This is a genomic window from Brucella sp. GW823-FHT04E01, assembly GCF_058796175.1.
Map to the genome: position 1 here is coordinate 314986 of NZ_JBXAIK010000004.1, position 25268 is coordinate 340253.

Here is a 25268-nt window from a genome sequence, read left to right on the forward strand (position 1 = left end):
CGTTTACCCTCATCCTGCAGTACGTGTTATCGAAACAGGATCAGCCAGTGCCGTACCCTGCTCGTCCTTTACACGTACAGGCGCATCATCGCGCACGGTTTGAACACCTTGCGTAACGATCATGTCGCCCTGCTTCACCGGACCATCGATGAGAATGTTGGTTGAATTGCGCTGAACGATACGCGCGACAATTCTCTTGGCGACACCGTCCTCAACACGCCACACATAGGAACCGTCAGCCCCCCATTGAATGGCCAGCGGGTCGACAGAGGGATAGCGATCACCCGGAAAGAGAACCGTGACGGAGAACGACATGCCCGCGCGCAGACGATCCTGCGTGTTCGGCACTTCTGCGCGAACATGCAGCGTACGGCTGGCTTCATCCAGCATATTGTCAACCGCGTTGATCTCGCCGCTATAGGTCTCACCCGGGAAAGCGGTCGATTCCGCTGTCAACGGCTGGCCAACCTTGATTTGCGGTGCGAAGCGTTCTGGCACCCATATATCGATCAGCACTTTCGACCGGTCATCGATACGACCGATGGAAGTCTGTGCGGTAATGTAGTTACCCACATTGACAGGAAGAATACCAACAATACCGGAGATTGGCGCACGAACCGTGCGACGGCTCAAGGCGAGCTGCGCGTCCTGCAAAGCAAGCTGCGCATTGGCGACCGCCAGCTCAGTCTCAACCACCTGAACTTCAGTTGCGGTGTTCGTCGCTCGCAATTTTGCAATGCGCTGGCGTGTCGTCTGCGCATCCTTCAACGCCGTCTCGGCCTTAGCGACAGCGATCTTTTCCGTCTCGGCGTCAAGTTCGGCAATCGAGTCGCCTTCCTTCACGCTATCGCCCGCCTTGACGTAAAGCTTCGTCATGTAACCGCTGGAGTACGGGGTTATCGACACGGTGCTGAGAGCCCGTGCCGAACCGATAGCCGTCAAACGGTTGTTGATGGTCTCTTCGCCGGCGGCCTCGACAACAACGAGTGGTGCGGATCGCCCGCCTTCGCCTTTCGGCGCTTCCTCGCCCGTTGCTGCGGTCTTCACCACATCATTCTTGTTCTTATAGGCATACCAGCCGCCAACGGCAGCCGCAGCTATGAGCAGGCACAAGGCAATCTGCTTCCAGGATTTCATTCAGCTCTCCGGCAAGGCCTACCGTCACCTGACGGCCCTCGTTTTCGAAACCAATTTGTCGGGCGCGGAAAATGCCAGCAAATAGTATCAGAATGATGATTGCCTTCACATTGCGCAAATCATGCAACCCATCAGGATGCATGGATTTTTCCAACCAAGACTTTGCACGCACGATCTCAAGGCGTCGAGTTAAATTTCGGTAATACTGCTCGCAGAGATCCCGGGAGCGGGTGCGTTCTTAACCGATTGAACAAAGGCTGTTGGATTTATCGATCGGCTCCATATATAGGAGGCTACCTTTATGTATTGCGTTTCGATGGCACACAGGTTGAGGCACTGCGGCGATTAGGCCGGTTCACCTCGCGTTGGAAGCACAGGCTATGGCGGTTGTTGAAAAGACCACAGATACGGGCACGCCTTCCCCTGAAGCGGCCTCCCAAACTGCGACCACGGAACGGCTCTCGTCAACCCAGTTCACACGTTTACCCTGGCGAAACCGGCTTTCGAGCAAGCTATTGCTCTTGACCGCACTTGCCGTGCTGATCACCGAAGTTCTGATCTTCGTCCCGTCTGTTGCCAATATGCGCGTGCGCTGGATGAGTTCGAGACTTGATACGGTGGGCGCGGTCAGCGAGGTTCTCGCCGCAGGCGGCGATATGGATGTGCCGCGTGACATTCAGGACAAGGTACTTCTGGCAACCGGTACGAAAGCCATAGCCATGCGTGAAGCCGGTGCTTCGCGTCTGCTCGCCATGTCGGAAGTACCCGGCAAGATTGACCAGGTCATTGATCTCAACAATATCAGCGAAGCAGCTGCCATATGGGACGCATTCGGAACCTTGTTCAACGGCGGAGACAGAACGCTACGAATCTATGGTTCGGTTTCGCCATCCAGTTCTCCGGGACGTATTATTGAAATCGTGACCTCGGATGCACCCCTCCGACACGCTATGCTCGTCTATGCGCGCAACGTGACTTTTATCTCGCTCATCATTTCAGTCATAGCGGCGAGCCTGATTTACCTGATCATTCACGAAATGCTGTTGCGGCCGGTGCGTATCATGCATCGCAACATGATCGATTTCGCCTCATCCCCTGACAATCCCGCGCTGATCCTTGTGCCAGAAAACCGCAAGGACGAATTCGGCGTGGCCCAGCGTCAGATATCGCATATTCAGAGCGACCTTCAGAGAACGCTCAAAGAACAGAAACATCTCGCCGATCTTGGCCTCGCCGTCTCCAAAATCAACCACGACATGCGCAATATTCTGGCCTCAGCGCAGTTGATGTCTGACCGGCTTGCCGATACCGAAGACCCAATGGTGCAGCGGTTTGCACCCAAACTTATCCGCACTCTCAGCCGCGCGATCAGCTATTCCGAAAGCGTCATGGCCTATGGTCGCTCGCAAGAAGCACCACCGCGCCCGCGTCGCGTTCTGCTGCACACAATTATCGCTGACGTTCAGGAAACCCTGAGCCCCAGGTCAGAAAGCAGCGTTGAGTTCGAGAATCTTGTCCCGGAGGATTTCGAACTCAATGTCGATTCAGAGCAGTTGTTCCGCGTGCTGAGCAATCTTTGCCGGAATTCTGTGCAAGCCATGGAGCGTGATCAGAGCATTGATGACGCGACCGTCAAGCGACTCACGATTTCTGCCGGAAGAATCGGGACGATGGCAATCATCGGTGTCGAGGACACCGGCCCCGGTTTGCCACAAAAAGCACGCGACAATCTTTTCACGGCTTTCAAGGGATCGACACGCAGTGACGGCACTGGTCTTGGGCTTGCCATCGCGCAAGAACTGATCCGCGCGCATGGTGGGACAATCGAGCTTCGAGAAGACCGCCCAGTTGGGGCACATTTCGAGATTCGCATCCCCGAATTGCCGATGCAACGCGGAGACCGGAGCCCCCAACGGGCAGAGGAAAGTGTTTAGGCAATCTACCGTTGTGCCAACTTTGAACGAAAAGCCCGGAAATGTGGGACCTGACAAGAAATCTTCACAGAACCACATTTTTTTCTAAGAAGACGCTTGCATTTAGCGATCCGTCCGATTATCAACCGCCCATCGCCGCAGCGAGCGGCACACAGGCAAGCACCCGTAGCTCAGCTGGATAGAGCACCAGACTACGAATCTGGGGGTCAGAGGTTCGAATCCTTTCGGGTGCGCCATTTTTCTCAAAACAATCAGTGATTTTTTTCGGCGCGTGACGAACCGGTTTATGCATTGCTTTGCATATTTCCCAAAATGACTGCCCCCGACCTCGTGACGTTTTTGCTCGCCCCGCTATATGTGGCTCGACATATCGGCATCACATTTCTGCAGTGGAATTTTTCTCATGAAGCATCACGCGCTCGTCTGGCTGCGTAACGATCTTCGAATCAACGACAATCCCGCACTGGATGCAGCCGCCGAAACAGGCGGCCATATAACAGCAGTTTACGTTCATGAGACCGTTGCCGAGATTCGGGCGCCCGGCGGCGCGGCGCGGTGGTGGCTCGATCAGAGCCTTGAAGCGATAAGAAAACAGCTGGCTGATCGTGGTATCGAACTTCTCATCGAGACCGGTGATCCGAGGGATATCCTCCCTCAGTTGATCGCGAAACTGGCCGTCACCGAACTGTTCTGGAACCGTCGCTACGCACCGGCGGAACGTGAATTCGATGCAAAACTGAAGTCACAACTCAAGGAGAGTGGAACCGGTGTAACCTCATTTCCTGGCAATCTTCTTCTTGAGCCCTGGGAGCTCAAGACGGCCAGCGATACGCCGTATCAGGTCTTCACCCCTTTCGCCAAAGCGTTGCGCCTCCACAACGTTCCCCGCCCGCTTTCGCGCAGGCAATGGAACGTTAAACCAACACAGGAAGCCCACTACGCGCCCAACGTTCCTGCCTGGGCGGAAAAGTTCGATGGGCTTTGGAATATTGGAGAAGACGCAGCGCGCGACTGCCTGCCACGTTTTCTGGAGAGCACGCTTTCGACCTATACCGAGGATCGCGACGTTCCCGGCATCGACGGAACTTCAAGACTTTCACCTCATTTGCGGTTCGGTGAAATCAGCGCGCGTCAGGCGTGGTATGCCACGCTGGCGTTTATGGACGAGCATCACTCTGCACGCGCTGGCGGTGAAAAGTTTCTGTCAGAGCTGATCTGGCGCGATTTTAATTATCACCAGCTCTATCACCGCCGCGACATCAGTCGACACGATATGCGTGACACACTGTCCGGCATCGCATGGCGCGATGATCGAGCTGCATTCGAAGCATGGCGTCGCGGACAGACGGGCTTTCCCATCATCGATGCCGGTATGCGTCAGCTTTGGGCCACCGGATGGATGCACAATCGCGTGCGAATGCTTGTGGCATCTTTTCTCACCAAGAATCTGCTCATCGACTGGCGAAAGGGTGAAGAATGGTTCTGGGATACGCTCGTGGACGGCGATATCGCCAGCAATCCGGGAAGCTGGCAGTGGGTGGCAGGCTGCGGCATGGACGCTGCGCCCTATTTCCGGGTGTTCAATCCGATCTTGCAGGGTGAAAAATTCGATGCCGAAGGACAATATGTCCGGCATTGGGTGCCAGAACTATCAGGCCTGTCCAACAAATGGCTGCACAAGCCGTTTGAGGCCCCCAAGGATGTGCTGACCAGCGCTGGAATTGCGTTGGGCAGTACCTATCCCAAACCAATCATTGATTTGCAGGCCTCACAACGGGAGGCCCGCAAACGGCTCAACAGCCAGCCGTAATCAACGCGCTTCCAGTCCGCCATTCTCAACGATAAAGTCGATGATTTCCGGCACGCCCTTGCCGCGATGGAGGTCGGTGAAACCGAATGGACGCTTGCCGCGCATGCGAGCCGCATCGCCTTGCATAATATCGAGATCGACGTGCACATGAGGAGCAAGATCACTCTTGTTGATCACAAGAAAATCTGACCGTGTGATACCCGGACCGCCTTTGCGCGGAATTTCCTCACCCTGACAAACAGAGATGACATAAAGCGTCAGGTCCGCCAGATCCGGCGAGAAGGTAGCAGCGAGATTGTCACCACCGGATTCGATGAAGACGATCTCCAGATCGGGAAATCGCCGGTTCATTTCGGCAATTGCCTGCAGATTGATGGAGGCATCCTCGCGGATTGCCGTATGCGGGCATCCGCCCGTTTCGACGCCCATGATCCGATCTTCGGACAAAGCCTGAGAACGCGCCAGAATGAGGGCGTCTTCCTGCGTGTAGATATCGTTGGTAATCACGGCGACCGAGTATTTATCACGCAGCGCTTTGCAAAGCTTTTCGGTCAGCGTCGTCTTTCCCGATCCCACCGGTCCGCCGATGCCGATACGCAAGGGTCCGTTTTTCTGTGTCATGTGCGAAAAAGCCTCGAATGTTGGGTTTCGTGTTTCATGGCCATGATGTCGCTAATGTAAGTCGCGGAACCAAGGTCACTCAATGAAGTTTTTTCTATTCGCGCCGCTGTTTCGGCGAGAACCGGCTCCAAATCCGACATTGTCGCAGTCACGCCGTTCTGCCCCATGACCGAAAGACGGATCGATGCCTGCAAAAGATTGATACAGAAGGCTTGCAGAAAGGCGGCGAGTGTCAATCCAAGCGATACTTTGTTAGCGCCCGCCACAGCACCGACTGCCACCGGATAGGGACAATCGGCTGGCAGGCGGTCGAATACAGAACTGGACCAGCTTTGGGCTGCAGCCAGAAACGCCTCGCCCTGCAGCATCGTCTCCATATGACGTTCGCGCGAACCGGCCAGTGCTTCGGCCAATTCTGCAACTTCAACAAGATCGCCTTTGGCAACCGCACGCCGCCAGCTTTCCGCGCAAAGCACGGCATCATTCCAGCCGGAGCCACGTGTTACAAGCCAGCGCAGCCAATCGCTCATTGTGGCGGTGTCTGCGACATAGCCATCATGGACGGCCCGCTCCAGCCCATGACTATAGCTGAACGACCCGACCGGAAAGACGGGCGACAGCCAGGCCATCAGCCGCAGCAAAGCGGTGGTGGTATCAGTCGTGGTGGTGGTGATGATGTTCATGATCGTGTTCGTGATGACCATGATGATGATGATCATGGTCATGGTCATCATGCGAATGGCCGCCAGAATAAGCACCGCGCAGCGGACTGAAAATTGCCGTTACATCCGTGACTGTTGCACCAAGCCCCTCAAGCATAGCCTTTATGACATGGTCGCGAAGAATGAAGATACGATCACTCTCGATCTGGGCCGCGAGGTGACGGTTGCCGATATGCCAGGTGAGTTCGGCAATATGCAGCGGATCACGCCCGCGGATTTCGTAAAGTTCCTCGCTTGCGGCGCGGATTTCAATCTCGCGTCCGTCATCGAGGACAAGCCGGTCACCGTGTTCCAGCACCACCGGCTCTGCGAAATCGACGAGTACCTTCTCGCCGCCTTCCAGAACAATGGCTTTGCGCCGCAAATGACGTTCATCACGTTCGAGAACGGCATGGCCCGCAGGCACGGCATCGATCACCTTATCCGCACGAATAATGGCAGTGGCACGAAACATTTTTTTGCCTTTCAAGATCAGAACATGAAGTAGCGTTGCGCCATTGGCACGACGTCGACGGGCTCGCAGGTCAGAAGTTCGCCATCTGCGCGCACCTCATAGGTTTCCGGGTCAACTTCCATTTGCGGCATCGCATTGTTGAGGATCATGGAATGTTTGCCGATACCGCCTCTGGTATTGGCCACTGCAATCATCTGCTTGTCCACCCCAATCTTCTCTCGAAGCCCCTCATCCATTGCGGCCTGCGAAACAAATGTAATGGACGTATTGGTGCGGGCTTTTCCAAACGAGCCGAACATCGGACGATAATGCATCGGTTGCGGCGTTGGAATTGAGCCATTCGGGTCCCCCATCGGCGCGGTTGCGATCCAGCCACCAAGCAGAACCATCTCCGGCTTGATGCCGAAGAAAGCAGGATTCCACAAAACGAGATCGGCGCGCTTGCCCACTTCCACCGAACCGATTTCATGCGCCATGCCATGGGCGATGGCAGGGTTGATGGTGTATTTCGCAATGTAGCGACGCGCCCGATAATTGTCATTTCCGGGCTTGTCGTCGGGAAGACTGCCACGCTGCTTCTTCATCTTGTCTGCAGTCTGCCAGCAGCGAATGATCATTTCGCCGACACGGCCCATCGCCTGACTGTCGGAGGAAATGATGGAGAACGCTCCCATATCGTGGAGAATGTCTTCTGCAGCGATGGTTTCCTTGCGGATACGGCTTTCTGCAAAGGCAATATCTTCCGGGATTGCCGGGGACAGATGATGGCACACCATCAGCATGTCGAGATGCTCTGCAATCGTATTGACCGTGTATGGCCGGGTCGGGTTTGTCGACGCTGGCAACACGTTCGGATACTGACACACCCGAATAATATCCGGAGCGTGCCCGCCACCGGCGCCCTCCGTATGGAAGGAATGGATCGTGCGTCCCTTGAAGGCGTTGAGCGTGTCTTCGACGAAGCCGCCTTCGTTCAGCGTATCGGTGTGGATCGCAACCTGAACATCGAACCGGTCTGCAACCGACAGGCAATTATCGATCGCGGCTGGTGTCGAACCCCAGTCCTCATGCAACTTCAAACCACAGGCACCGGCGCGGATCATTTCTTCCAATGCACCGGGCAGTGAAGCGTTTCCTTTGCCGAACACACCGATATTCATCGGCAGGCCGTCGAATGACTGGATCAGCCGGGCTATATGCCACGGCCCCGGCGTGCATGTGGTTGCAAGCGTGCCATGGGCAGGTCCGGTGCCGCCACCCACCATGCAGGTGATGCCTGCATTAAGTGCTTCATCCACCTGTTGCGGTGAGATGAAATGGATATGCGTGTCGATACCGCCCGCCGTGAGGATCTTGCCTTCACCCGCGATAATCTCCGTACCGGGTCCGATGATGATCGAAACGCCGGGCTGCGTATCCGGATTTCCGGCCTTTCCGATCACCGCGATACGCCCGTCGCAAAGCCCCACATCGGCCTTGTAGATGCCGGTATGATCGAGGATCAGAGCATTGGTAATGACTGTATCCATCGCACCGTCGGCGCGCGACATCTGGCTTTGTCCCATACCGTCACGGATAACCTTCCCTCCGCCAAACTTCACCTCTTCGCCATAGGTGGTGAGGTCCCGTTCGACTTCGATAAACAGTTCCGTATCGGCGAGACGCACCTTATCGCCAACAGTAGGGCCGAACATTTGCGCATAGGTGGCGCGACTAATTCTGGCTGGCATGAAATGTCTCCGTCACCTGTTCTAAAGCTTTCCCATGACCATCTGGCGAAATCCGTAGATCTCGCGCTTGCCGCTCACGGGAACCAATGTCACGTCGCGTTCCTGACCGGGCTCGAAGCGCACGGCAGTTCCGGCTGCAATATCCAGCCGCTGTCCGAGCGCCTTGTCGCGTTCGAAAGAAAGGGCCGCATTCACTTCGTAAAAATGAAAATGGCTGCCGACCTGGATGGGTCGGTCGCCGGTATTGGCGACCTTGATCGTGATGGTGGGTTGCCCCTGATTGAGTTCTATATCGCCGTCCTGCGTAATAATTTCGCCGGGGATCATGTCACACCTCACCCGGCCATCAGCATCAGGCCGCCAAGTGCGGTAGCGCCACCGGCCATACGCAAAGCAATTTTGCCATTCTTGCCCGCCATAAGCCGTCCTGCGGCAAGGCCGACACCCATGCCAGCGGCGTGTAGCAGTGCGGTCGCAAGCGCAAATCCAGCCGCATAGGAGAGGAATGTCGCGCCTCCGATTTCCCCGCCGTGTGCATGACCGTGAAAGAAGGCGAAGAAGCCGGCAATAAGTGCACCAACAACCGGAGTGACAGGGAAGGCAAGCGCCACCATAAGACCAAGCACGACCACCGAAGCCAGAATGACCGGCTCAACAAAGGGCAGTGGCATGCCCAGAAGTGCCGCCACAAAGCCAAGCAGCATCACACCGACAAATGCTGCTGGCACGACGAAGAGTGCCCGTCCACCCAGCATGGCGGCCCAAAGCCCGACCGCAACCATCGCCAGGATATGGTCCGCGCCGGAGAGCGGATGCGTGAAGCCCGCCGCGAATGAGCCGTGTTCGGCCGGGTTAAGATGGGCAAAGGCAGGGCTTGCGGTGAGCGCCATTGCCACTGCGGCAAGGACCGTAGTCTTCTTCATTATCGTACCTTTCAAAAAACAGGTTCGCCTCGGCGAAACCTGAAAATCAGCGGATCGGCTCGTGCACGGTGACGAGCTTTGTGCCATCGGGAAATGTGGCTTCGACCTGAATGTCGTGGATCATTTCGGGCACACCATCCATCACCTGTTCACGGGTGATGACGTGCGCGCCTGCTTCCATCAGATCGGCAACCGTGCGCCCATCGCGGGCACCTTCAACGACAAAATCGCTTATCAGTGCGATCGTTTCCGGATGATTGAGTTTTACCCCGCGCTCCAGACGGCGGCGGGCAACCATGGCGGCCATGGCGATCAAAAGCTTGTCTTTTTCCCTGGGCGTCAAATTCATGACTTCGTTCCAAACTTCATACTTTCAAAGCGGTATGCATTCCGCTGGCGTTAAAAGCGGCGGGATTGCCGCGAACTCAAAATGTCCAAACTTTGGGCAGTCCTGCCTTACCGTTAAGCAGGGCAAGCAATGGCCCCAGACGTTTGCGCAAGGTGTAACTATCCGGCGCGTGAAGTCGCATCATCAGTTTGGTTGCAGGACCAACCTGCCAGAGGCTGGCACCGCCCTCCTCTCCAATGATCTGCCGGGCAGCTTCCAGATGTTTCCCGGCCTCCCCTGAAATCAGAAGCACGGTGGCGACTGCACAGGCCGCATCTGCCACCGGACGGGCTTGCAATTCAGCCCCAATATCCGGTCCCAGCCGAAACTCTTCGGCATGCACAAGCCTCCCATCGGGCCGCCCACCCAACCGCACACGCCAACGATCACTGAACATCGCTTCATCAACCCGCTCACCCATGGCAAGGCGCCCGAATATAGTCGCCTCCACCACCAGGATTTCCGCCCCCTCCTCCAGCTCGACATCCAGCGTTCGTGACAACACGGATTGATTGAACAGAATGGTTTCCTGCGGAAGCCAAGCAAGACGCGTGCCTTTTGCAGCCTTCAAACGCGTGGCAATGCGTGCCCCGCCGCCCCCTGAGCGATAGATACGCTCACAGGCCTGCGTGGTAATGACAGCCGAAGCGTTTTCGCCAAGCTCCACATCCCATTGCAGTCGGTCACCGCCCGTCAGCCCTCCTGATGTGTTGATCAGGATTGCTTCCAGCGGATCGCCTCCGACCTGCGGCATGCGGATCTTGGCTGCGCCTTCCTGGTAAAGCCTGGAAATGCGCGAACGCCCGTCCTTGAAATGTATCGAAAGCCCACCCAGCCCGTTGACGCGCTGCGAGGAGAGCTCCGCTAACTTATTGTTATTTATTATCATCTGCGCGAATCTCGTCTTGCTCTTCTAAAGCAGAACTGACCGCAGAATAAAGGGGGGTGGGGGTGCGGCAGGACGCCGCCACATATTGGAAAGCTTGAAAATGTTTCATCAAAAGCCACGGCAATCCCACCCGAAGCAATGTTTCGGATGGGATTTATCGATCAGTTCCCCGGTCAAATACGCATTGCCGCCGGGTGCGTGACCGTCTTTCGATAGAGATGCCAGGTTGCATGCCCAAGGATGGGTATTACTACCGCCAACCCGGCAAACATCGTGGCAAAACCGACGATCAGCATCGCGGTTACGATTGCAGCCCAGAGCAGCGATTCCATGGGGTTGCGCATGACAACACGCAACGATGTCGCAACCGCTGCCGCAGCGCCGCAATCCTGATCAAGCAGCATCGGGAAAGTCACAATCGTCGAGCACAGGACAACGATTGCAAAAAGCAAACCAATGCCACAACCGGCAAAAATCAGACTGCGTCCCTCTTCCGTTGACGACACCTGATTCATCAACATTGAGAAGCTCTCGGGCGGCATCGGCCCGAAATAGTGAACATAGAGATTTTGAGCCACCAGCAGCCAGACAATAAAGATTGCGAACAGAAAAGCACCGACAGCCACGATGGACGGCAATGCCGGTGAATGGCTCACATCGAGCGCACGTTTCCAGGATGTATCCAACCCTTCTTCACGGCGGCGGCTCATCTCATAAAGCGGCAGCGCAGCAATTGGCCCGATCAAGGCAAAGCCGGACATCAGGGGAAACAAGAGCGGTAACGCGTTTGCGTTCGTGCTCCAGTAAGTGATGAACAACCCCGCCAGCGGGTATATGAGGCAAAGGAAAACGTAATGCGATGGCTTTGCCCAGAAGTCGTCGAAGCCCAGACGCAGGGCATCAAATACATCTGCCATGCGAATGCGCTTAACTTCGGGATAAAAGGCTGATTGGTCTCGACCTGCAACAACATGAAACTGTGCCATGACGCTCCTCCTGCGGATTAAGCAGTCCTGACGGCAAGGAAACGGTCAGGACATGGCCTGCACGCAATTTCTGGCTTTTTCAACCGGTCACCGGATAAATCCGATTTCGTGACGCCAATTCGTCGGGCTACGCCTGACGGTCTGGCGAACAGTATACATCGAAAAGACTGGTGGCGAAAGAAAAGCGGCTCAATGAGATTGAACCCCGCGTGAACTGATCTCAAATCAGCAACCACACGCACTTTCCATTAGAGCGCATCCCGAAAAGTGTGAAACGGTTTTCGGAAAAGATGCGCGTAACAACAAATGATTAGAGCGCCGATCTGATCCGGTCAGATCGAAACGTGCTTTAACGAAAGCACGGCAAAGCCAGTTTCTGGATTTTATTGGAAAATAATGGTGCTGCGAGAGAGGATTGAACTCTCGACCTCTCCCTTACCAAGGGAGTGCTCTACCACTGAGCTACCGCAGCAATCTCTTGAGTGCGGCGGACTTCTGCCACATCATTACGCAAATCGCAAGCAAGCAATTGCATTTCTTTTCACATAATGTGGAAATCTGCCGGACGCGCATTTGAAAGCAGCTTTTCCGGCCCTTTTTCCCGTAGTAGAAGACCGCCATGAGCGAAAATACGACCAACAAAGAGAAACAAACCCAATCGGACCAGCGCAAAAAGCGCCGGGCTGAGGAGTTGCGCGCGAATCTGATGCGCCGCAAAGCACAATCCAGATCACGTCGCGCAGGCGAAGCGGATGAACGAAACGACGGCATCACCGCCGCCAGTGACGATACCGACTGAGAATCGCAACAACAAAGCCTTCCTTGAAGATAGGGGGGCTCTGCGGTAAAAGCTCATTTCTGTTCTTCGCAGCGATGTCGTCCTATTGTGATTCGTATTTGACGTAATTTGGCCGCAAGACTCGTAATTTCATGACGCAACGCCACCGCGCCGTAAGGGCTGCCGGATTTGGTGAAAATTTATCGGGCAAGGTATCGGCCCAGAAGGTGACACAGCATGGATCGCATCAAAATCGTTGGTGGCAACAAGCTCAACGGCATCATTCCAATCTCCGGCGCAAAAAACGCCGCTCTGCCGTTGATGATCGCCTCGCTTCTGACCGACGATACGCTGACGCTCGAAAATGTGCCGCATCTGGCTGACGTCGAACAGTTGATCCGCATCCTCAGCAATCACGGCGTGGATTATTCGGTTAACGGACGCCGCGAACATCAGGATGGGGCCTATTCGCGTACGATCCATTTTACTGCCCGTAATATCGTCACCACCACTGCACCCTATGAACTCGTATCCAAGATGCGTGCGAGTTTCTGGGTTATTGCGCCGCTTCTCGCCCGCATGGGCGAAGCAAATGTTTCCCTGCCGGGCGGCTGCGCTATCGGGACACGCCCGGTCGACCTTCTCCTCGAAGCCTTATTAGCTCTTGGAGCCGACATCGAAATCGAAAACGGCTACGCCAAGGCGAAAGCCAGGAACGGTCTCGTCGGCGCACGCTATAAGTTTCCGAAGGTCTCCGTCGGCGCGACCCATGTCATGCTGATGGCAGCAGCCCTCGCCAAGGGCGAAACCGTCATCGAGAATGCTGCCCGCGAACCGGAAGTCGTCAATCTCGCCGACTGCCTTAATGCAATGGGCGCCAAGATCACCGGCGCCGGAACCAGCACTATCCATATCGATGGGGTCACCAACCTGTCGGGTGCGCGCGTTCGTGTTATTCCAGACCGTATCGAAGCCGGCACCTATGCCATGGCCGTCGCCATGACCGGCGGCGATGTGCTTCTGGAAGGTGCTCAGGAAAGCCAGCTTTCAGCCGCTCTCGAAACGCTGCGACAGGCAGGAGCTGAAATCACCGAAACCAATAGCGGTCTCCGCGTTGTCCGTAACGGTCATGGTATCCATCCCGTCGACGTTACCACGGATCCTTTCCCCGGTTTCCCGACTGACTTGCAGGCGCAGTTCATGGGCCTGATGACCAAGGCCAAGGGCACCTCGCGCATCACGGAAACCATTTTTGAAAATCGCTTCATGCACGTGCAGGAGCTGGCACGTCTTGGCGCAAAGATTTCTCTGTCCGGCCAGACTGCAACCGTCGAAGGCGTAGAACGCCTCAAAGGCGCGCAGGTGATGGCAACGGATCTTCGGGCTTCGGTTTCGCTTGTGATCGCTGGCCTTGCTGCTGAGGGCGAAACCATGGTCAACCGCGTGTATCATCTGGATCGCGGCTTTGAGCGCCTGGAAGAAAAACTGTCACGCTGCGGCGCGACAGTAGAACGTATCAGTGGCTGATCTGACCAAGCCGGAGTGACATTCATCGCTCCGGCTTTTTCTTGTGCTACGCTAAAGATTCCAATCGAAGGGCGACAGGCTTGAAAAGCCTGTCGATTTTTTTGTTTTGACATGCCAAGTTGATAATCGGCCGAGCGGGTGATTGATTTTCTGCCTGTTGGGAGCAGTTATTAACCGACAACGGAAAGTGGTGCTGGAGTATGGAGATGTTGAAGCTTGTGGCGCTGGATGAGGAGGATTTGCAGGTCCTGTCCGCTCATCTTCAGGACGCAGTTTTGAAAGTATCCGACCTTCAGTATCTCGGGAACGAGAAGCGCTTCGTTCTCACTGCAAACCGTTTTGTCTGGGAAGAAAGCAAACCGAAGTTCCTGCGCAAGCCGCAATACCAGCGCAGGCGCACCGCTCTGCACTTCAACCGTGTGATCGCAGCCAAGGCAGTCGGTATTGACCGCCAGAAACCGGATGAAGTGCTTTCCCTGATGGCCATTCAGTTCACGGCCGGTGAAACACCTGCCGGAACAATAGAACTGACTTTCTCGGCAAATGCGGCTATCCGTCTTGAAGTGGAATGTATCGAAGCGCAAATGACGGACCTTGGCGCGGCATGGGAAACAGAATCACTTCCTCGCCATAACGTCTAATACCAAACCTTGATGAGCTGAATCATCGAGATTTGGAAAGCCTGTGTGGCGATTGAGCATTTTCAGGGCTTGGATAGCGTCAGCATCTTAGCACCCTGGCATAAGAGAGGGTTATACAAAACCGTCTTTCGTCAGCCAGACGCCAGTCTGGCAAAGCATATTTGAAGGAACAGAAGCGTGGTCAAGACGCTCAGACAAACCGATCCCGATTTCGAGAATAATTTCGCGACATTTCTGGCCAGCAAACGCGAGGCGTCCGAGGATGTCGATCGTGCGGCCCGCGAGATCGTTGAACGGGTGCGTCGTGAAGGTGACAGTGCGCTCATCGACTATTCCCGACGCTTTGACCGGATCGATCTCGAAAAAACGGGAATTGCGGTCACTGAAGCTGAAATCGATGCCGCATTCGACATAGCCCCGGCATCGACGATCGAAGCGCTGAAGCTTGCTCACGAGCGCATCGAGAAACACCACGCGCGGCAATTGCCGAAAGATGATCGTTATACGGATGCGCTTGGCGTTGAGCTCGGTTCGCGCTGGACCGCTATCGAAGCTGTGGGGCTCTATGTTCCGGGCGGCACGGCAAGCTACCCAAGTTCCGTATTGATGAACGCTGTTCCAGCCAAGGTGGCAGGTGTAGAGCGCATTGTCATGGTGGTTCCAGCACCTGACGGCATTCTCAATCCATTGGTTCTGGTGGCAGCACGTCTGGCTGGCGTTTCCGAGATTTATCGTGTCGGCGGCGCACAGGCTATCGCAGCCCTCGCCTATGGCACCGAAACAATTAGTCCGGTTGCCAAGATCGTCGGCCCCGGCAACGCCTATGTTGCGGCGGCCAAACGTATCGTCTTCGGCACGGTTGGCATCGACATGATCGCCGGGCCATCAGAAGTGCTGGTCATCGCTGACAAGGACAACAATCCCGACTGGATCGCCGCTGACCTCCTTGCTCAAGCGGAGCACGATACCGCTGCGCAATCGATCCTTATGACCAATGATGAGGCTCTTGCTCTAGCTGTCGAAGAAGCTGTCGAACGACAGCTCCGCAATCTCCCGCGCGCGCAAACTGCCGCCGCGAGCTGGCGTGATTTCGGCGCGGTTATTCTGGTCGAGGATTTCGAGGCAGCCATTCCGCTTGCCAATCGCATTGCAGCCGAGCATCTGGAAATCGCTACGGCCGATCCGGAAGCATTGCTGCCCAAAATCCGTAATGCGGGATCGATCTTCATCGGCGGCTATACGCCGGAAGTGATCGGCGATTATGTCGGCGGCTGTAACCACGTTCTGCCAACGGCGCGCTCGGCGCGCTTTTCGTCCGGCTTGTCGGTTCTCGACTACATGAAACGCACGTCGCTTCTCAAACTCGGCCCTGATCAACTGCGCGTGCTCGGACCTGCGGCAATCGAGATTGCCCGCGCCGAAGGCCTTGACGCACACGCGCAGTCTGTCGCTATCCGGCTGAATCTATGAGGTGACATGACTGCCGCTGTTCCAAATGCGCGCCTTGTTGACGTCGAGCTCGATGAATCCATCGGGCGCTCGACGCCTGACGTCGAGCATGAACGTGCGGTAGCCATTTTTGACCTCATCGAAGAAAATTCCTTCCACCCGATCGGAGACGACACGGGAGGGCCGTACCGTCTCAAGCTTTCGCTGATGGAATCGCGACTGATCTTCGCCATCACCCGGGAGGCCGGTGAAGACGTCGCAACTCATATTCTCTCGCTCACGCCCTTACGGCGCGTCGTGCGGGATTATTTCATGATTTGTGAAAGCTATTATCAGGCGATCCGGTCGGCCACACCAAGCAAGATCGAAGCAATCGACATGGGACGGCGCGGCCTGCACAATGAAGGATCGCAGACGCTCCAGAACAGGCTGCAGGGCAAGATCGAGGTTGATTTCAACACGGCACGGCGGCTTTTCACACTTGTCTGCGTCCTGCACTGGAGAGGCTGATCATTGATGGTCATCACCGATGCCCCTCCCGTGAATTTCAGCGCCGACGGCGACGAAGATCATAAATCGAGCCTGCCCAAGTCCCTGCTTTTTGTCTGCGGCAAGAATGCAATTCGTTCACCCATGGCGGAGTTACTTGCAAGACAGGCCCTGCCACCCAATATTTATGTAGCTTCTGCAGGTGTGAAGCGGGGTGAACGTGATCCGTTTGTCGATGCTGTACTTCAAGAGGAAGGCTTGTCGCTTGATAACCGGCAACCGCGTGGCCTCGAAGAACTTGCTGATGGATATTTCGACCTGATTGTAACGCTGACACCACTTGCCCACCATACTGTGCTGGAGCGAATGCGGGGTTTCTCGGTTGATGTCGAATATTGGCCAACGCCGGACCCCACGCTGGTGGCAGGCAGCAGAAGTCAGATCATGGCGGCTTATCGCGATGTGCGGGACCGCCTGAAGCGGCAAATCATGCAGCGTTTTGACAAGAACGGTTCCGGCTAATACGGAATCGGCGGAACCGCTCTAACTGTTTGTTTTGTCGCATTATCCGACGCAAAACGGCTTCGCACTTTTGCTGGAAATGCTCCAGCATCAAGTTCACGGAATTCCGTTGTTCACAAATGCCGCCTAATCATATAGGTTCCGCGCAAATTCCGACCTAAAGACCGCTCGAGAGCGGCATTTTATCAAAGAAAGACACAGGTATCGCATGGCGAAAGAAGAAGTCCTAGAATTTCCGGGTGTTGTTACGGAACTGCTGCCGAATGCTATGTTCCGCGTGAAGCTCGAGAACGAACATGAAATCATCGCCCATACGGCAGGCCGTATGCGCAAGAATCGCATCCGCGTTCTGGCCGGCGACAAGGTTCTGGTTGAGATGACCCCTTACGATCTGACCAAGGGCCGCATCACCTACCGCTTCAAGTAAGCAATCCGTTCCCGTTCCAGGAAATGTCTATTCGATGAGCGCGCAACACAAGCTGGTTCTTGCCTCCGGTTCTCCACGCAGGATCGAGCTTCTGGGGCAGACAGGCATCGAACCGGACCACATTCATCCGGCCGATATAGATGAAACGCCGCAGCGCGCGGAACACCCGCGCTCGCTGGCGCGACGTCTGTCGCGGGAGAAGGCGCGCAAGGCACAAGAGCAGCTGAAGGACGATGCGAATTTCGCCGGTGCCTTCATTCTTGCTGCCGATACTGTTGTGGCCGTGGGCCGGCGCATTCTCCCCAAAACGGAGATTGCCGACGAGGCAAGAGAATGTCTGCGGCTGCTTTCCGGGCGTACGCACAAGGTGTTCACAGGAGTGAGCCTTGTCTTGCCGAACGGGAATTTGCGCCAGACACTGGTTGAAACACGATTGCGTTTTGAACGGTTATCCCGCCAGCAGATGGATGCCTATCTCTCGTCTGGTGAATGGCGAGGGAAAGCGGGCGGCTATGCAATCCAGGGGCTGGCCGGTAGTTTCGTTGTGAAGCTGGTTGGCTCCTATACAAACGTCGTGGGATTGCCGCTGCAGGAAACTATCAGCCTGCTGAACGACGTCGACTACCCGGTTTACGCTAACTGGAACAGCGGGAAAGTCTGAGAGCAGGTATGAGCGACAAGAAGGACATATCGACCGCAGCAGGTGCACGAGTGACGCCATTGCGTCCGACGCGCCCCTGCCCGGAATGCGGAAAGCCTTCATCGCGCGAATCCTATCCGTTCTGTTCGCCACGCTGTAAAAGCATCGACCTCAATCGCTGGCTATCCGGCAGCTATGTCCTGCCGGGGAAGCCGATTGACGAAGAGGAAGAAGAAGGAAACTAAACCTCTCTCAAAGTGGCTTCCTCCAATAAAATCAGTTATTTATCAAAGATGTGAGAAAAGCTGATAAAAATTGCGATACGGTGCTGGACAGCGCGAAATTTAATGCTATAACCCACCCACTTCCGGCGGGAACCAACACCGCCTCGAACGAGCTAACTGCTTGTTACGGATGCCCGGATAGCTCAGTTGGTAGAGCAGCGGATTGAAAATCCGCGTGTCGGTGGTTCGAATCCGCCTCCGGGCACCACTTTAAGCCCTTCAATAGTCGTCGCAAAAATACTTGTTCAATCAGGCCTCTGTATTCGGCGTGATCATGCTCGAAATATTGACCTGACGATTATCCTCTGCAAGGACTAATCATTCCATTTGTTCCTTCCAGGTTCTTCACCAAGCGAGGAAATCTCCATGCTCTGGACGTTGTTCGGCATCCTTTCCGGTGCCTGTATTGCTATTCAGGCGCCAATCAATGCAGCCTTGGCTCGTGGATTGGGATCGCCGGTAACAGCTGCTGCGATTTCGTTTCTTTCCGGTGCCGTCATCCTTGCCGTTATCGCCGGAATTACCGCGCGTGCGACGGGTGCAATGCCAGCGTTCAACGTGCCTGCGGGCTGGCTGTTCGTGGCTGGCGGTGCGCTTGGCTGTATCTATGTGACCGCATCGGTGTTGCTGACGCCGCGCATCGGGGCTGCTGCCGTGATGGGGCTTGCTGTTGCTGGACAATTGATGGCCGGACTGGCTGCTGACCGCATCGGCTTCATGGGCGTTGCGGTGCGTGAAATCACCGCCGGGCGCATTGCCGGGGCGGTTCTGTTGCTTTCCGGCGCATTGATGATCCGCTTCCTCTAAAAACAAAGCCGCGCTTTTCAGCGCGGCTTTTTATTTTACAATAAGCCGAAAACTGGCTCTCAATCCTTGAACGTATATTCCGCAATCGACTGCGGCTTCATTTCAATCGAGAAGCCCGGCAGCGATGGTGGCATATAAGCCGCATCCTTGATGATGCATGGCTCGATGAAGTGTTCGTGCAGATGATCGACATATTCGATCACACGACCGTCCATGGTGCCGGAAACGGCAACATAATCGATCATGGAAAGGTGCTGCACATATTCACACAGGCCAACGCCGCCCGCATGTGGCCAAACCGGCTTGTTGTATTTTGCAGCAATCAGCAGCACGGCCAGAACTTCATTCAGGCCACCCATACGGCATGAATCGATCTGAACGATGTCGATAGCGCCTTCCGCGATGAACTGCTTGAACATAATGCGGTTCTGGCACATTTCACCAGTCGCAACCTTCACATCGCCAATGGCTTCGCGGATCTTGCGATGGCCTGCAACATCATCCGGGCTGGTCGGTTCTTCGATGAAGAAGGGCTTGGAGAAGGCAAGCTTGTTGACCCACTCGATTGCCTGATTGACTTCCCAGACCTGATTGGCGTCGATCATCAGATAACGATCCGGGCCGATTACTTCACGTGCGATGGTGAGACGACGAATATCGTCTTCGAGATCGCGACCAACCTTCATCTTCACATGATTGAAGCCTTCATCAATCGCTTCCTGGCAAAGACGACGCAGCTTGTCATCGTCATAGCCGAGCCAGCCAGCAGACGTCGTGTAGCAAGGATAACCCTTGGCTTCGAGCTTCGCGATACGCTCAGCCTTGCCGGCTTCCGCTTTACGCAGAATTTCGACAGCTTCGTCGCGGGTCAGCGCATCGGTGAGGTAGCGATAATCGACGATATCGGCGATCTCTTCCGGTGACATGTCGGCCACAAGCCGCCATACCGGCTTGCCAGCCTGCTTTGCAGCCAAATCCCAGAAGGCGTTGACGACAGCGCCGGTGGCAAGATGCATCGCGCCCTTGTCCGGGCCGATCCAGCGCAGCTGGCTGTCACCGGTCAGGTAGCGCCAGAACTTGCCGGGGGCCGCGAGGAAATCATCCATCGAGGCACCCACGACCAGATGACGCATGGCGAGAATCGCCTGACAGCAAATGTCGTTGCCGCGTCCAATGGTGAAGGTCAGGCCATGGCCCTTCAGCGCCCCGTCATCCGTATCGAGGATGACATAGGCTGCCGAATAGTCCGGGTCCGGGTTCATCGCGTCAGAGCCGTCCAGACTTTGCGAAGTCGGGAAGCGGAGATCGAAGACGCGCAGATCAGTGATTTTCGTCATGATTTATCCGTGATCAGAGCATGCTCAAAAAAATTAAACGTCAGCGCGCACGTTCTGCTTCTGCGTGCCGAGACCTTCGATGCCGAGTTCGACAACGTCGCCAGCCTTGAGATAGCGCGGTGGCTTCATGCCCATGCCAACGCCGGGAGGCGTGCCGGTGGAGATGATATCGCCCGGCTGCAAAGACATGAACTGCGAGAGATAGGAAACGAGGTGGCGTACGCCATAGACCATGGTCTTGGTCGAGCCGTCCTGCATGGTTTCGCCATTGACCTTGAGCCACATGCCAAGGTTCTGCGGATCGGCAACCTCGTCCTTCGTCACCAGCCATGGGCCGGTCGGGCCGAACGTGTCGCAGGATTTGCCCTTGGTCCACTGACCGGCGCGCTCGATCTGGAAAGCGCGTTCCGAGACGTCGTGCAGCGTGCAGTAGCCCGCGACATAATCAAGCGCATCATCTTCCGAAACATATTTCGCGGTCTTGCCGATAACGATGCCGAGTTCGACTTCCCAGTCGGTCTTTTCCGAGCCGCGCGGGATGAGCAGATCGTCGTTCGGGCCAACGATGGCCGAGGTGGCCTTCATGAAGATAACTGGTTCTGGCGGAACGGCCATGCCGGATTCTGCAGCGTGATCAGCATAGTTGAGGCCAATGCAGATGAACTTGCCGGTGCCTGCAACGCATGGACCGAGGCGTGGATTGCCTTCGACCTTCGGCAACGAATTGATATCGATCGCACCAAGCTTGGCCAGTGCATCCGGGGTCAGAGCCGCGCCGGAAAGATCGCCTACATGGGCGGAAAGATCACGGATATTGCCGTCTGCATCGAGAAGGCCCGGCTTTTCCTGACCGGTTTCGCCATAGCGAAGAAATTTCATGAGTTTACTCCTTGAGGGGATAAAATTGGGGGTGGTGGAAATGCCTAGAGCTGTCGAAATTCTGGTTATGGCGTGCCGAAAATGGTGTTTTTCGAGAACCGGAGCGGAATGTACTTAAAGGTACATGAGCACCGGAAGCGCAGAAGAATACCGTTTGCAGGCCGCCAGAGCCTGAATAGCGATAGCTCTAGATCGTCCAGCCACCATCGATGTTATACGCCTGACCGGTGGTGTACGTGGCACCTGCGAGATAGACCGCGAGATCGGCGATTTCTTCCGGCTGGCCGATACGGCCAATTGGCTGACGCGCGATGAAGGCTGCGCGCTGTTCTTCATAATCGCCCTGCGCACGCAGACGGTCCTGAAGCGACGGGCTTTCAACCGTACCGGGGCAGATGGCGTTGCAGCGGATGCCCTTGGCAACGTAGTCGGCAGCGACAGCCTTGGTGAGGCCGATGACCGCCGCCTTGGTGACGCCATAAGCAAAGCGGTTCGGCACGCCCTTCACGCTCGAAGCGACCGACGCCATGTTGACGATAGAACCGTCCTTGCGTTCCAGCATTCCCGGCAGCACGGCGCGAATGGTGCGGATCATGGCCTTGACGTTGAGATTGACGGCAAAGTCGAGATCTTCGTCCTTCATCTCAAGGATTGAGCCGCCATGGACGACGCCCGCGCAGTTGAACAGGATATCGACCTGACCGATCTCGGCGACCGCTGCCTTCACTTCCGCCTCGTCAAGCACGTTGAGCTTGCGGGTGATAATGCCCGAAACGCCTTCGATTTCCTTGAGTGCGGCCTCGTTGATGTCGGTCGCATAGACCTTGGCGCCAGCTTCCGCAAAAGCCAGCGCACTTGCACGGCCAATGCCCTGAGCGGCGGCTGTCACCAGTGCGGTTTTTCCATCAAATCGTATCGTCATTTTCAAGCCTTCCGTTCGACAAGCAGGATGTGGTCGCAAGCCAGCACCACTTCATCCCGCTGATTAAGCACTTCGCACCGCTCGGTAACGCGGCCCATATTGGCCCTCTTCGGGTCATCTTCCTTGGCGCTGATTGTCACGCGCGTGCGGATCGTATCTCCGATATGAACCGGACGAATAAAGCGCAGACGATCATAACCATAGGAAAATGCAACCGGATTGATCAGCGTTGCGGTCAATCCGACACCGATTGCAAAGATCATTGTGCCGTGGGCAATGCGCTGACCACCCGGCAGGGTCTTGGCGAATTCCGCATCCATATGATGCGGAAAGAAATCGCCCGTATGCCCGGCGTGAACCACGAAATCCGTTTCGGTGATGGTGCGGCCCGTGGTGAGGCGCACATGGTTCATTTCATAATCTTCGTAGTAGATTTTCTGTTCGGCCATGATCAGACCTCCGGTTTTGCGGCAAGCGGCGTGGCAGGCGCAGCGCTCGACTGATAGGCGGCCTCGACCAGTGCCATGGTGTGCCAGGCATCTTCGACCGAGCCGACAAGTTCAGCGTCTTCGCCAGTCACGAAACGCTGCAACTGCGCCATGCGGTTCAAGAATGCGTCCGGGAACCACGCGCCTTGAAGTGCGACCTGCACCCAGTCGTCGTCGCCCTTTGGCTTGATCCACAGCTCGTCCGGCTCGCCACGAGGATAGTCGAGATTGACGCCCAGTTTCACATAGGCAGCACCTTCGGTGCCGCAGATGCGAAACTCGCAAGCCTGAAATTTGCGGCCAAAATCATGGTCATGATTGATCGACAGCGCACAACGCACGCGGTTGCCATAATCGAGAATCGCTGCGGTGCGCGTCTGGGCAACTTCGTGGTTCGGATGGCCGATGGTCTTGGCGTGAACGCCGAGCGGATTGCCGAGCAGACCACGCACGAAATCCAGATAATGGATCGAATGCATGGCAATCTCGATGCGTGGTAGACCTTTGAGGAACGGCCACAGACCCCAAGGAGTCGCAAGCGCCAGCCACGCGTCGAAATCCACCACTTCACCAAGCAAGCCCTTATCGACAGCATCATAAAGTGCCAACATCATCGGCGCGAAACGCAGCTGGAAATTCACCGCCGCTTTCAGATTGCGCGCGCGGCAGACTTTCAGAATTTCCGTGGCGCTAGCCAAGTCGCTGCCCATCGGCTTCTGAATGAGGACGGCTGCACCTTCCGGCAATTGCGCGAGGATCGAAGCATGGGCTGAGGGCGGCGTCGCCAGATCGAAGATCGCGCCTTCGACGGCAAGAGCTTCCTCAGTACTTGCAAAAGCCTTGATGCCCCACTGGTCGGCCAGCTCTTTAGCCTTTTCCAGATTGGGATCGAAAATGCCCGCAACCGGAAAGTCGCCCTTCTTGTAGGCGGGCAGGTGCGCGTCGCCGACAATGCTGCCCGCGCCGAAGATCACGATGGGCTTCGGCTTCGACGGCCTGGCCCACCATTGGCGCAGGCTCTTGGGATCAAAAGTCTCAGTCATGATGGAAAACTTCCTCCATCATCGCCCACCACTCACCCTCTTTACGGGTTTCAAGCGGCTGCTGGCATGGCATACAGACTGACCACCATTCCTGATTTTTAGGGTTATCGGCCATCTTCTTCATGTCGGCTTCAAAGTCGGTGCCTACATAGTCCCATGTGCCAAACAGCAGGTTTTCCGGCTCTTTCAGAAAGATCGTATAATTGGTGATGTTGCACTCGGAAATGAGCGACAGAATCTCCGGCCACACGCTCGCATGCAGCTTTTTATATTCTGCGATCTTCTCAGGCTTCAGCCCGATCACCATGCCCATTCGCTGCGACATCACGACCTCACGATCTCGCGGGTGAATTCGGAAACGGAGCGCGCACGCACGGCATCCCAATCCCACGAAATACCAATACCTGGCTCCGATGGAGCAATAGCGTGACCATCACGAATTTCCATGCCCTTGGTGGTCAGATCATCAAGCTGCGGGATATATTCGACATAGCGGCCATTCTGGACGGCACAGGTAAGGCTGACATGCAGTTCCATCAGGAAGTGCGGGCAGACAGGAATGTCGAAAGCTTCTGCGGCGTGTGCCACTTTCAGCCATGGCGTGATGCCGCCGATACGCGCCACATCGACCTGCACGATGGAGCAAGCGCCCTTCTGCATATATTCGCGGAAATGGCGGATCGAATAGATCGATTCACCCACAGCAATCGGTGTCGGGGTGGAACGGGTCAGACGGATATGGCCGTCAAGATCATCCGCCGGAAGTGGTTCTTCAATCCAAGCGAGATCGAGTTCTTTCAGGCGTTCGGCGCGGCGAATGGCTTCGTCCACCGTAAAGCCCTGATTGCAATCGGTCATGATTTCAAAGCCGTCGCCCACGGCAGCACGAACAGCCGCCAAACGCGCATAGTCTTCCGAACCATGCGGCTTACCGATCTTCACCTTGGAACCGGAGAAGCCCTTGGCCTTGGCCTGCAACGCATCCTCGACCAGCGCTTCTTTCTCGATATGCAGCCAACCACCTTCGGTCGTGTACAGCGGACAACGATCCTTGGCACCGCCTGCAAGCTTCCACAGCGGCAGGTTCTGTTTTTTCGCACGCAAATCCCAAAGGGCCGTATCAATCGCAGCCAACGCCAAAGCCGTAATCGCGCCGATGGTGGTGGCGTGGGTTGCAAATTCGAGCTTGCGCCAGATCGCCTCGATGCAATCCGCATCCTCATTGATAATCAGCGGCACCAGATGATCGTTCAACAGGCGCATGACAGACGAGCCGCCGGTGCCGATGGTGTAGCTGTAGCCCGTACCCACCGCACCATCACTGTCGGTGATGGTGACGATTGGCGTTTCCTGGCTGACAAAGCTCTGGATCGCATCGGTGCGCTTGACCTTCGGCGGAAGGTCGACCATGCGCAGTTCGACTTTTTCAATACGCGCCATA

29 protein-coding genes and 3 tRNA genes are annotated in these 25268 nt (G+C 55.9%); 14 read left to right on the forward strand and 18 right to left on the reverse strand.

What is annotated here, in order from left to right:
• Positions 1 to 9: 9 nt before the first annotated feature.
• A complete protein-coding gene (locus AC1RHM_RS16650) occupies positions 10 to 1137 on the reverse strand; it encodes an efflux RND transporter periplasmic adaptor subunit (RefSeq protein ID WP_010658164.1) in 1128 nt (375 codons plus the stop codon).
• 380 nt (positions 1138 to 1517) lie between these two features.
• Between AC1RHM_RS16650 and AC1RHM_RS16655 the strand changes: the two genes are divergently transcribed.
• From AC1RHM_RS16655 to AC1RHM_RS16665, 3 genes are all read left to right on the forward strand, one after another.
• Complete coding sequence (locus tag AC1RHM_RS16655; RefSeq protein WP_036579983.1) at positions 1518 to 3071, forward strand: sensor histidine kinase; 1554 nt, start codon at positions 1518 to 1520, stop codon at positions 3069 to 3071.
• Between the two features lie 159 nt (positions 3072 to 3230).
• Positions 3231 to 3307 (forward strand) — tRNA-Arg (locus AC1RHM_RS16660).
• Between the two features lie 167 nt (positions 3308 to 3474).
• Positions 3475 to 4881, forward strand: coding sequence for a cryptochrome/photolyase family protein (locus AC1RHM_RS16665; protein ID WP_010658109.1), 1407 nt, complete (start codon positions 3475 to 3477; stop codon positions 4879 to 4881).
• Here AC1RHM_RS16665 and ureG read toward each other — a convergent pair whose 3' ends face one another.
• From ureG to AC1RHM_RS16715, 10 genes are all read right to left on the reverse strand, one after another.
• Complete coding sequence (gene ureG / locus AC1RHM_RS16670) at positions 4882 to 5502, reverse strand: urease accessory protein UreG (RefSeq protein WP_010658108.1); 621 nt, start codon at positions 5500 to 5502, stop codon at positions 4882 to 4884.
• Entirely contained in the window at positions 5499 to 6185 is a 687-nt protein-coding gene (locus AC1RHM_RS16675) for an urease accessory protein UreF (protein ID WP_010658107.1), read from the reverse strand. Before AC1RHM_RS16675 ends, ureG begins: the two co-directional genes overlap by 4 nt.
• On the reverse strand, positions 6157 to 6678 hold the full coding sequence (gene ureE / locus AC1RHM_RS16680; RefSeq protein ID WP_151576470.1) for an urease accessory protein UreE: 522 nt from the start codon (positions 6676 to 6678) through the stop codon (positions 6157 to 6159). The genes AC1RHM_RS16675 and ureE overlap by 29 nt, the downstream gene beginning before the upstream one ends.
• 17 nt (positions 6679 to 6695) lie before the next feature.
• The gene (ureC, locus tag AC1RHM_RS16685) at positions 6696 to 8408 is read right to left on the reverse strand and encodes an urease subunit alpha (RefSeq protein WP_151576469.1); all 1713 of its coding nucleotides are present in this window, start codon (positions 8406 to 8408) and stop codon (positions 6696 to 6698) included.
• Between the two features lie 21 nt (positions 8409 to 8429).
• Positions 8430 to 8735, reverse strand: coding sequence for an urease subunit beta (locus AC1RHM_RS16690; protein WP_010658104.1), 306 nt, complete (start codon positions 8733 to 8735; stop codon positions 8430 to 8432).
• Between the two features lie 8 nt (positions 8736 to 8743).
• Entirely contained in the window at positions 8744 to 9331 is a 588-nt protein-coding gene (locus AC1RHM_RS16695) for a HupE/UreJ family protein (RefSeq protein ID WP_151576468.1), read from the reverse strand.
• Positions 9332 to 9377: 46 nt separating this feature from the next.
• Entirely contained in the window at positions 9378 to 9680 is a 303-nt protein-coding gene (locus AC1RHM_RS16700; RefSeq protein ID WP_010658102.1) for an urease subunit gamma, read from the reverse strand.
• Between the two features lie 76 nt (positions 9681 to 9756).
• Entirely contained in the window at positions 9757 to 10608 is an 852-nt protein-coding gene (locus tag AC1RHM_RS16705; RefSeq protein WP_151576467.1) for an urease accessory protein UreD, read from the reverse strand.
• 173 nt (positions 10609 to 10781) lie between these two features.
• Positions 10782 to 11594 (reverse strand): DUF2189 domain-containing protein, encoded by an 813-nt coding sequence (locus AC1RHM_RS16710; RefSeq protein WP_151576466.1) that lies wholly within the window; start codon positions 11592 to 11594, stop codon positions 10782 to 10784.
• Between the two features lie 397 nt (positions 11595 to 11991).
• Positions 11992 to 12066: transfer RNA gene (locus AC1RHM_RS16715), tRNA-Thr, on the reverse strand.
• Between the two features lie 147 nt (positions 12067 to 12213).
• Between AC1RHM_RS16715 and AC1RHM_RS16720 the strand changes: the two genes are divergently transcribed.
• From AC1RHM_RS16720 to AC1RHM_RS16770, 11 genes are all read left to right on the forward strand, one after another.
• A complete protein-coding gene (locus tag AC1RHM_RS16720; protein WP_010658099.1) occupies positions 12214 to 12393 on the forward strand; it encodes a hypothetical protein in 180 nt (59 codons plus the stop codon).
• Between the two features lie 216 nt (positions 12394 to 12609).
• A complete protein-coding gene (gene murA / locus AC1RHM_RS16725) occupies positions 12610 to 13899 on the forward strand; it encodes a UDP-N-acetylglucosamine 1-carboxyvinyltransferase (protein WP_010658098.1) in 1290 nt (429 codons plus the stop codon).
• A 200-nt stretch (positions 13900 to 14099) separates the two neighbouring features.
• Positions 14100 to 14540 (forward strand): DUF2948 family protein, encoded by a 441-nt coding sequence (locus tag AC1RHM_RS16730; protein WP_010658097.1) that lies wholly within the window; start codon positions 14100 to 14102, stop codon positions 14538 to 14540.
• A 177-nt stretch (positions 14541 to 14717) separates the two neighbouring features.
• Positions 14718 to 16010, forward strand: coding sequence for a histidinol dehydrogenase (hisD, locus tag AC1RHM_RS16735; RefSeq protein WP_011982501.1), 1293 nt, complete (start codon positions 14718 to 14720; stop codon positions 16008 to 16010).
• Positions 16011 to 16016: 6 nt separating this feature from the next.
• Positions 16017 to 16499: a UPF0262 family protein gene (locus AC1RHM_RS16740; protein WP_010658095.1), complete on the forward strand. Its 483-nt coding sequence runs from the start codon at positions 16017 to 16019 to the stop codon at positions 16497 to 16499.
• A 6-nt stretch (positions 16500 to 16505) separates the two neighbouring features.
• The gene (locus AC1RHM_RS16745) at positions 16506 to 17000 is read left to right on the forward strand and encodes an arsenate-mycothiol transferase ArsC (protein ID WP_051917515.1); all 495 of its coding nucleotides are present in this window, start codon (positions 16506 to 16508) and stop codon (positions 16998 to 17000) included.
• 208 nt (positions 17001 to 17208) lie between these two features.
• Positions 17209 to 17427, forward strand: coding sequence for a translation initiation factor IF-1 (infA, locus tag AC1RHM_RS16750; protein ID WP_002965531.1), 219 nt, complete (start codon positions 17209 to 17211; stop codon positions 17425 to 17427).
• Positions 17428 to 17461: 34 nt separating this feature from the next.
• Positions 17462 to 18088, forward strand: a complete 627-nt coding sequence (locus tag AC1RHM_RS16755) for a Maf-like protein (RefSeq protein WP_010658093.1) — start codon at positions 17462 to 17464, stop codon at positions 18086 to 18088.
• An 8-nt stretch (positions 18089 to 18096) separates the two neighbouring features.
• Positions 18097 to 18312 (forward strand): DNA gyrase inhibitor YacG, encoded by a 216-nt coding sequence (yacG, locus tag AC1RHM_RS16760; protein ID WP_010658092.1) that lies wholly within the window; start codon positions 18097 to 18099, stop codon positions 18310 to 18312.
• 171 nt (positions 18313 to 18483) lie between these two features.
• A tRNA-Phe gene (locus AC1RHM_RS16765) sits at positions 18484 to 18559 on the forward strand.
• A 158-nt stretch (positions 18560 to 18717) separates the two neighbouring features.
• Positions 18718 to 19158: a DMT family transporter gene (locus AC1RHM_RS16770; protein WP_029925820.1), complete on the forward strand. Its 441-nt coding sequence runs from the start codon at positions 18718 to 18720 to the stop codon at positions 19156 to 19158.
• Positions 19159 to 19217: 59 nt separating this feature from the next.
• Here the strand turns inward: AC1RHM_RS16770 and AC1RHM_RS16775 are convergent, their stop codons facing one another.
• The 7 genes from AC1RHM_RS16775 to AC1RHM_RS16805 all read right to left on the reverse strand — a co-directional run bounded on the left by AC1RHM_RS16775 (position 19218) and on the right by AC1RHM_RS16805 (position 25267).
• Positions 19218 to 20495: an L-fuconate dehydratase gene (locus AC1RHM_RS16775; protein WP_151576465.1), complete on the reverse strand. Its 1278-nt coding sequence runs from the start codon at positions 20493 to 20495 to the stop codon at positions 19218 to 19220.
• 33 nt (positions 20496 to 20528) lie between these two features.
• Complete coding sequence (locus AC1RHM_RS16780; protein WP_011982497.1) at positions 20529 to 21374, reverse strand: fumarylacetoacetate hydrolase family protein; 846 nt, start codon at positions 21372 to 21374, stop codon at positions 20529 to 20531.
• A 187-nt stretch (positions 21375 to 21561) separates the two neighbouring features.
• Entirely contained in the window at positions 21562 to 22296 is a 735-nt protein-coding gene (locus tag AC1RHM_RS16785) for an SDR family oxidoreductase (protein ID WP_011982496.1), read from the reverse strand.
• A 2-nt stretch (positions 22297 to 22298) separates the two neighbouring features.
• The gene (locus tag AC1RHM_RS16790) at positions 22299 to 22745 is read right to left on the reverse strand and encodes a MaoC/PaaZ C-terminal domain-containing protein (RefSeq protein WP_010658087.1); all 447 of its coding nucleotides are present in this window, start codon (positions 22743 to 22745) and stop codon (positions 22299 to 22301) included.
• Between the two features lie 2 nt (positions 22746 to 22747).
• Positions 22748 to 23827, reverse strand: a complete 1080-nt coding sequence (locus tag AC1RHM_RS16795; protein ID WP_151576464.1) for a Gfo/Idh/MocA family protein — start codon at positions 23825 to 23827, stop codon at positions 22748 to 22750.
• Positions 23820 to 24152 (reverse strand): L-rhamnose mutarotase, encoded by a 333-nt coding sequence (locus AC1RHM_RS16800; RefSeq protein ID WP_151576463.1) that lies wholly within the window; start codon positions 24150 to 24152, stop codon positions 23820 to 23822. Before AC1RHM_RS16800 ends, AC1RHM_RS16795 begins: the two co-directional genes overlap by 8 nt.
• Positions 24152 to 25267, reverse strand: a complete 1116-nt coding sequence (locus AC1RHM_RS16805) for a mandelate racemase/muconate lactonizing enzyme family protein (protein ID WP_151576462.1) — start codon at positions 25265 to 25267, stop codon at positions 24152 to 24154. The genes AC1RHM_RS16800 and AC1RHM_RS16805 overlap by 1 nt, the downstream gene beginning before the upstream one ends.
• Between the last annotated feature and the right edge of the window lies 1 nt (position 25268).

Coding starts and splice junctions, on each gene's coding strand:
- AC1RHM_RS16650 (WP_010658164.1), bottom strand. CDS start 1,137: ATGAAATCCTGGAAGCAGATTGCCTTGTGCCTGCTCATAGCTGCGGCT.
- AC1RHM_RS16655 (WP_036579983.1), top strand. CDS start 1,518: ATGGCGGTTGTTGAAAAGACCACAGATACGGGCACGCCTTCCCCTGAA.
- AC1RHM_RS16665 (WP_010658109.1), top strand. CDS start 3,475: ATGAAGCATCACGCGCTCGTCTGGCTGCGTAACGATCTTCGAATCAAC.
- ureG (WP_010658108.1), bottom strand. CDS start 5,502: ATGACACAGAAAAACGGACCCTTGCGTATCGGCATCGGCGGACCGGTG.
- AC1RHM_RS16675 (WP_010658107.1), bottom strand. CDS start 6,185: ATGAACATCATCACCACCACCACGACTGATACCACCACCGCTTTGCTG.
- ureE (WP_151576470.1), bottom strand. CDS start 6,678: ATGTTTCGTGCCACTGCCATTATTCGTGCGGATAAGGTGATCGATGCC.
- ureC (WP_151576469.1), bottom strand. CDS start 8,408: ATGCCAGCCAGAATTAGTCGCGCCACCTATGCGCAAATGTTCGGCCCT.
- AC1RHM_RS16690 (WP_010658104.1), bottom strand. CDS start 8,735: ATGATCCCCGGCGAAATTATTACGCAGGACGGCGATATAGAACTCAAT.
- AC1RHM_RS16695 (WP_151576468.1), bottom strand. CDS start 9,331: ATGAAGAAGACTACGGTCCTTGCCGCAGTGGCAATGGCGCTCACCGCA.
- AC1RHM_RS16700 (WP_010658102.1), bottom strand. CDS start 9,680: ATGAATTTGACGCCCAGGGAAAAAGACAAGCTTTTGATCGCCATGGCC.
- AC1RHM_RS16705 (WP_151576467.1), bottom strand. CDS start 10,608: ATGATAATAAATAACAATAAGTTAGCGGAGCTCTCCTCGCAGCGCGTC.
- AC1RHM_RS16710 (WP_151576466.1), bottom strand. CDS start 11,594: ATGGCACAGTTTCATGTTGTTGCAGGTCGAGACCAATCAGCCTTTTAT.
- AC1RHM_RS16720 (WP_010658099.1), top strand. CDS start 12,214: ATGAGCGAAAATACGACCAACAAAGAGAAACAAACCCAATCGGACCAG.
- murA (WP_010658098.1), top strand. CDS start 12,610: ATGGATCGCATCAAAATCGTTGGTGGCAACAAGCTCAACGGCATCATT.
- AC1RHM_RS16730 (WP_010658097.1), top strand. CDS start 14,100: ATGGAGATGTTGAAGCTTGTGGCGCTGGATGAGGAGGATTTGCAGGTC.
- AC1RHM_RS16740 (WP_010658095.1), top strand. CDS start 16,017: ATGACTGCCGCTGTTCCAAATGCGCGCCTTGTTGACGTCGAGCTCGAT.
- AC1RHM_RS16745 (WP_051917515.1), top strand. CDS start 16,506: ATGGTCATCACCGATGCCCCTCCCGTGAATTTCAGCGCCGACGGCGAC.
- infA (WP_002965531.1), top strand. CDS start 17,209: ATGGCGAAAGAAGAAGTCCTAGAATTTCCGGGTGTTGTTACGGAACTG.
- AC1RHM_RS16755 (WP_010658093.1), top strand. CDS start 17,462: ATGAGCGCGCAACACAAGCTGGTTCTTGCCTCCGGTTCTCCACGCAGG.
- yacG (WP_010658092.1), top strand. CDS start 18,097: ATGAGCGACAAGAAGGACATATCGACCGCAGCAGGTGCACGAGTGACG.
- AC1RHM_RS16770 (WP_029925820.1), top strand. CDS start 18,718: ATGCTCTGGACGTTGTTCGGCATCCTTTCCGGTGCCTGTATTGCTATT.
- AC1RHM_RS16775 (WP_151576465.1), bottom strand. CDS start 20,495: ATGACGAAAATCACTGATCTGCGCGTCTTCGATCTCCGCTTCCCGACT.
- AC1RHM_RS16780 (WP_011982497.1), bottom strand. CDS start 21,374: ATGAAATTTCTTCGCTATGGCGAAACCGGTCAGGAAAAGCCGGGCCTT.
- AC1RHM_RS16785 (WP_011982496.1), bottom strand. CDS start 22,296: ATGACGATACGATTTGATGGAAAAACCGCACTGGTGACAGCCGCCGCT.
- AC1RHM_RS16790 (WP_010658087.1), bottom strand. CDS start 22,745: ATGGCCGAACAGAAAATCTACTACGAAGATTATGAAATGAACCATGTG.
- AC1RHM_RS16795 (WP_151576464.1), bottom strand. CDS start 23,827: ATGACTGAGACTTTTGATCCCAAGAGCCTGCGCCAATGGTGGGCCAGG.
- AC1RHM_RS16800 (WP_151576463.1), bottom strand. CDS start 24,152: ATGTCGCAGCGAATGGGCATGGTGATCGGGCTGAAGCCTGAGAAGATC.
- AC1RHM_RS16805 (WP_151576462.1), bottom strand. CDS start 25,267: ATGGCGCGTATTGAAAAAGTCGAACTGCGCATGGTCGACCTTCCGCCG.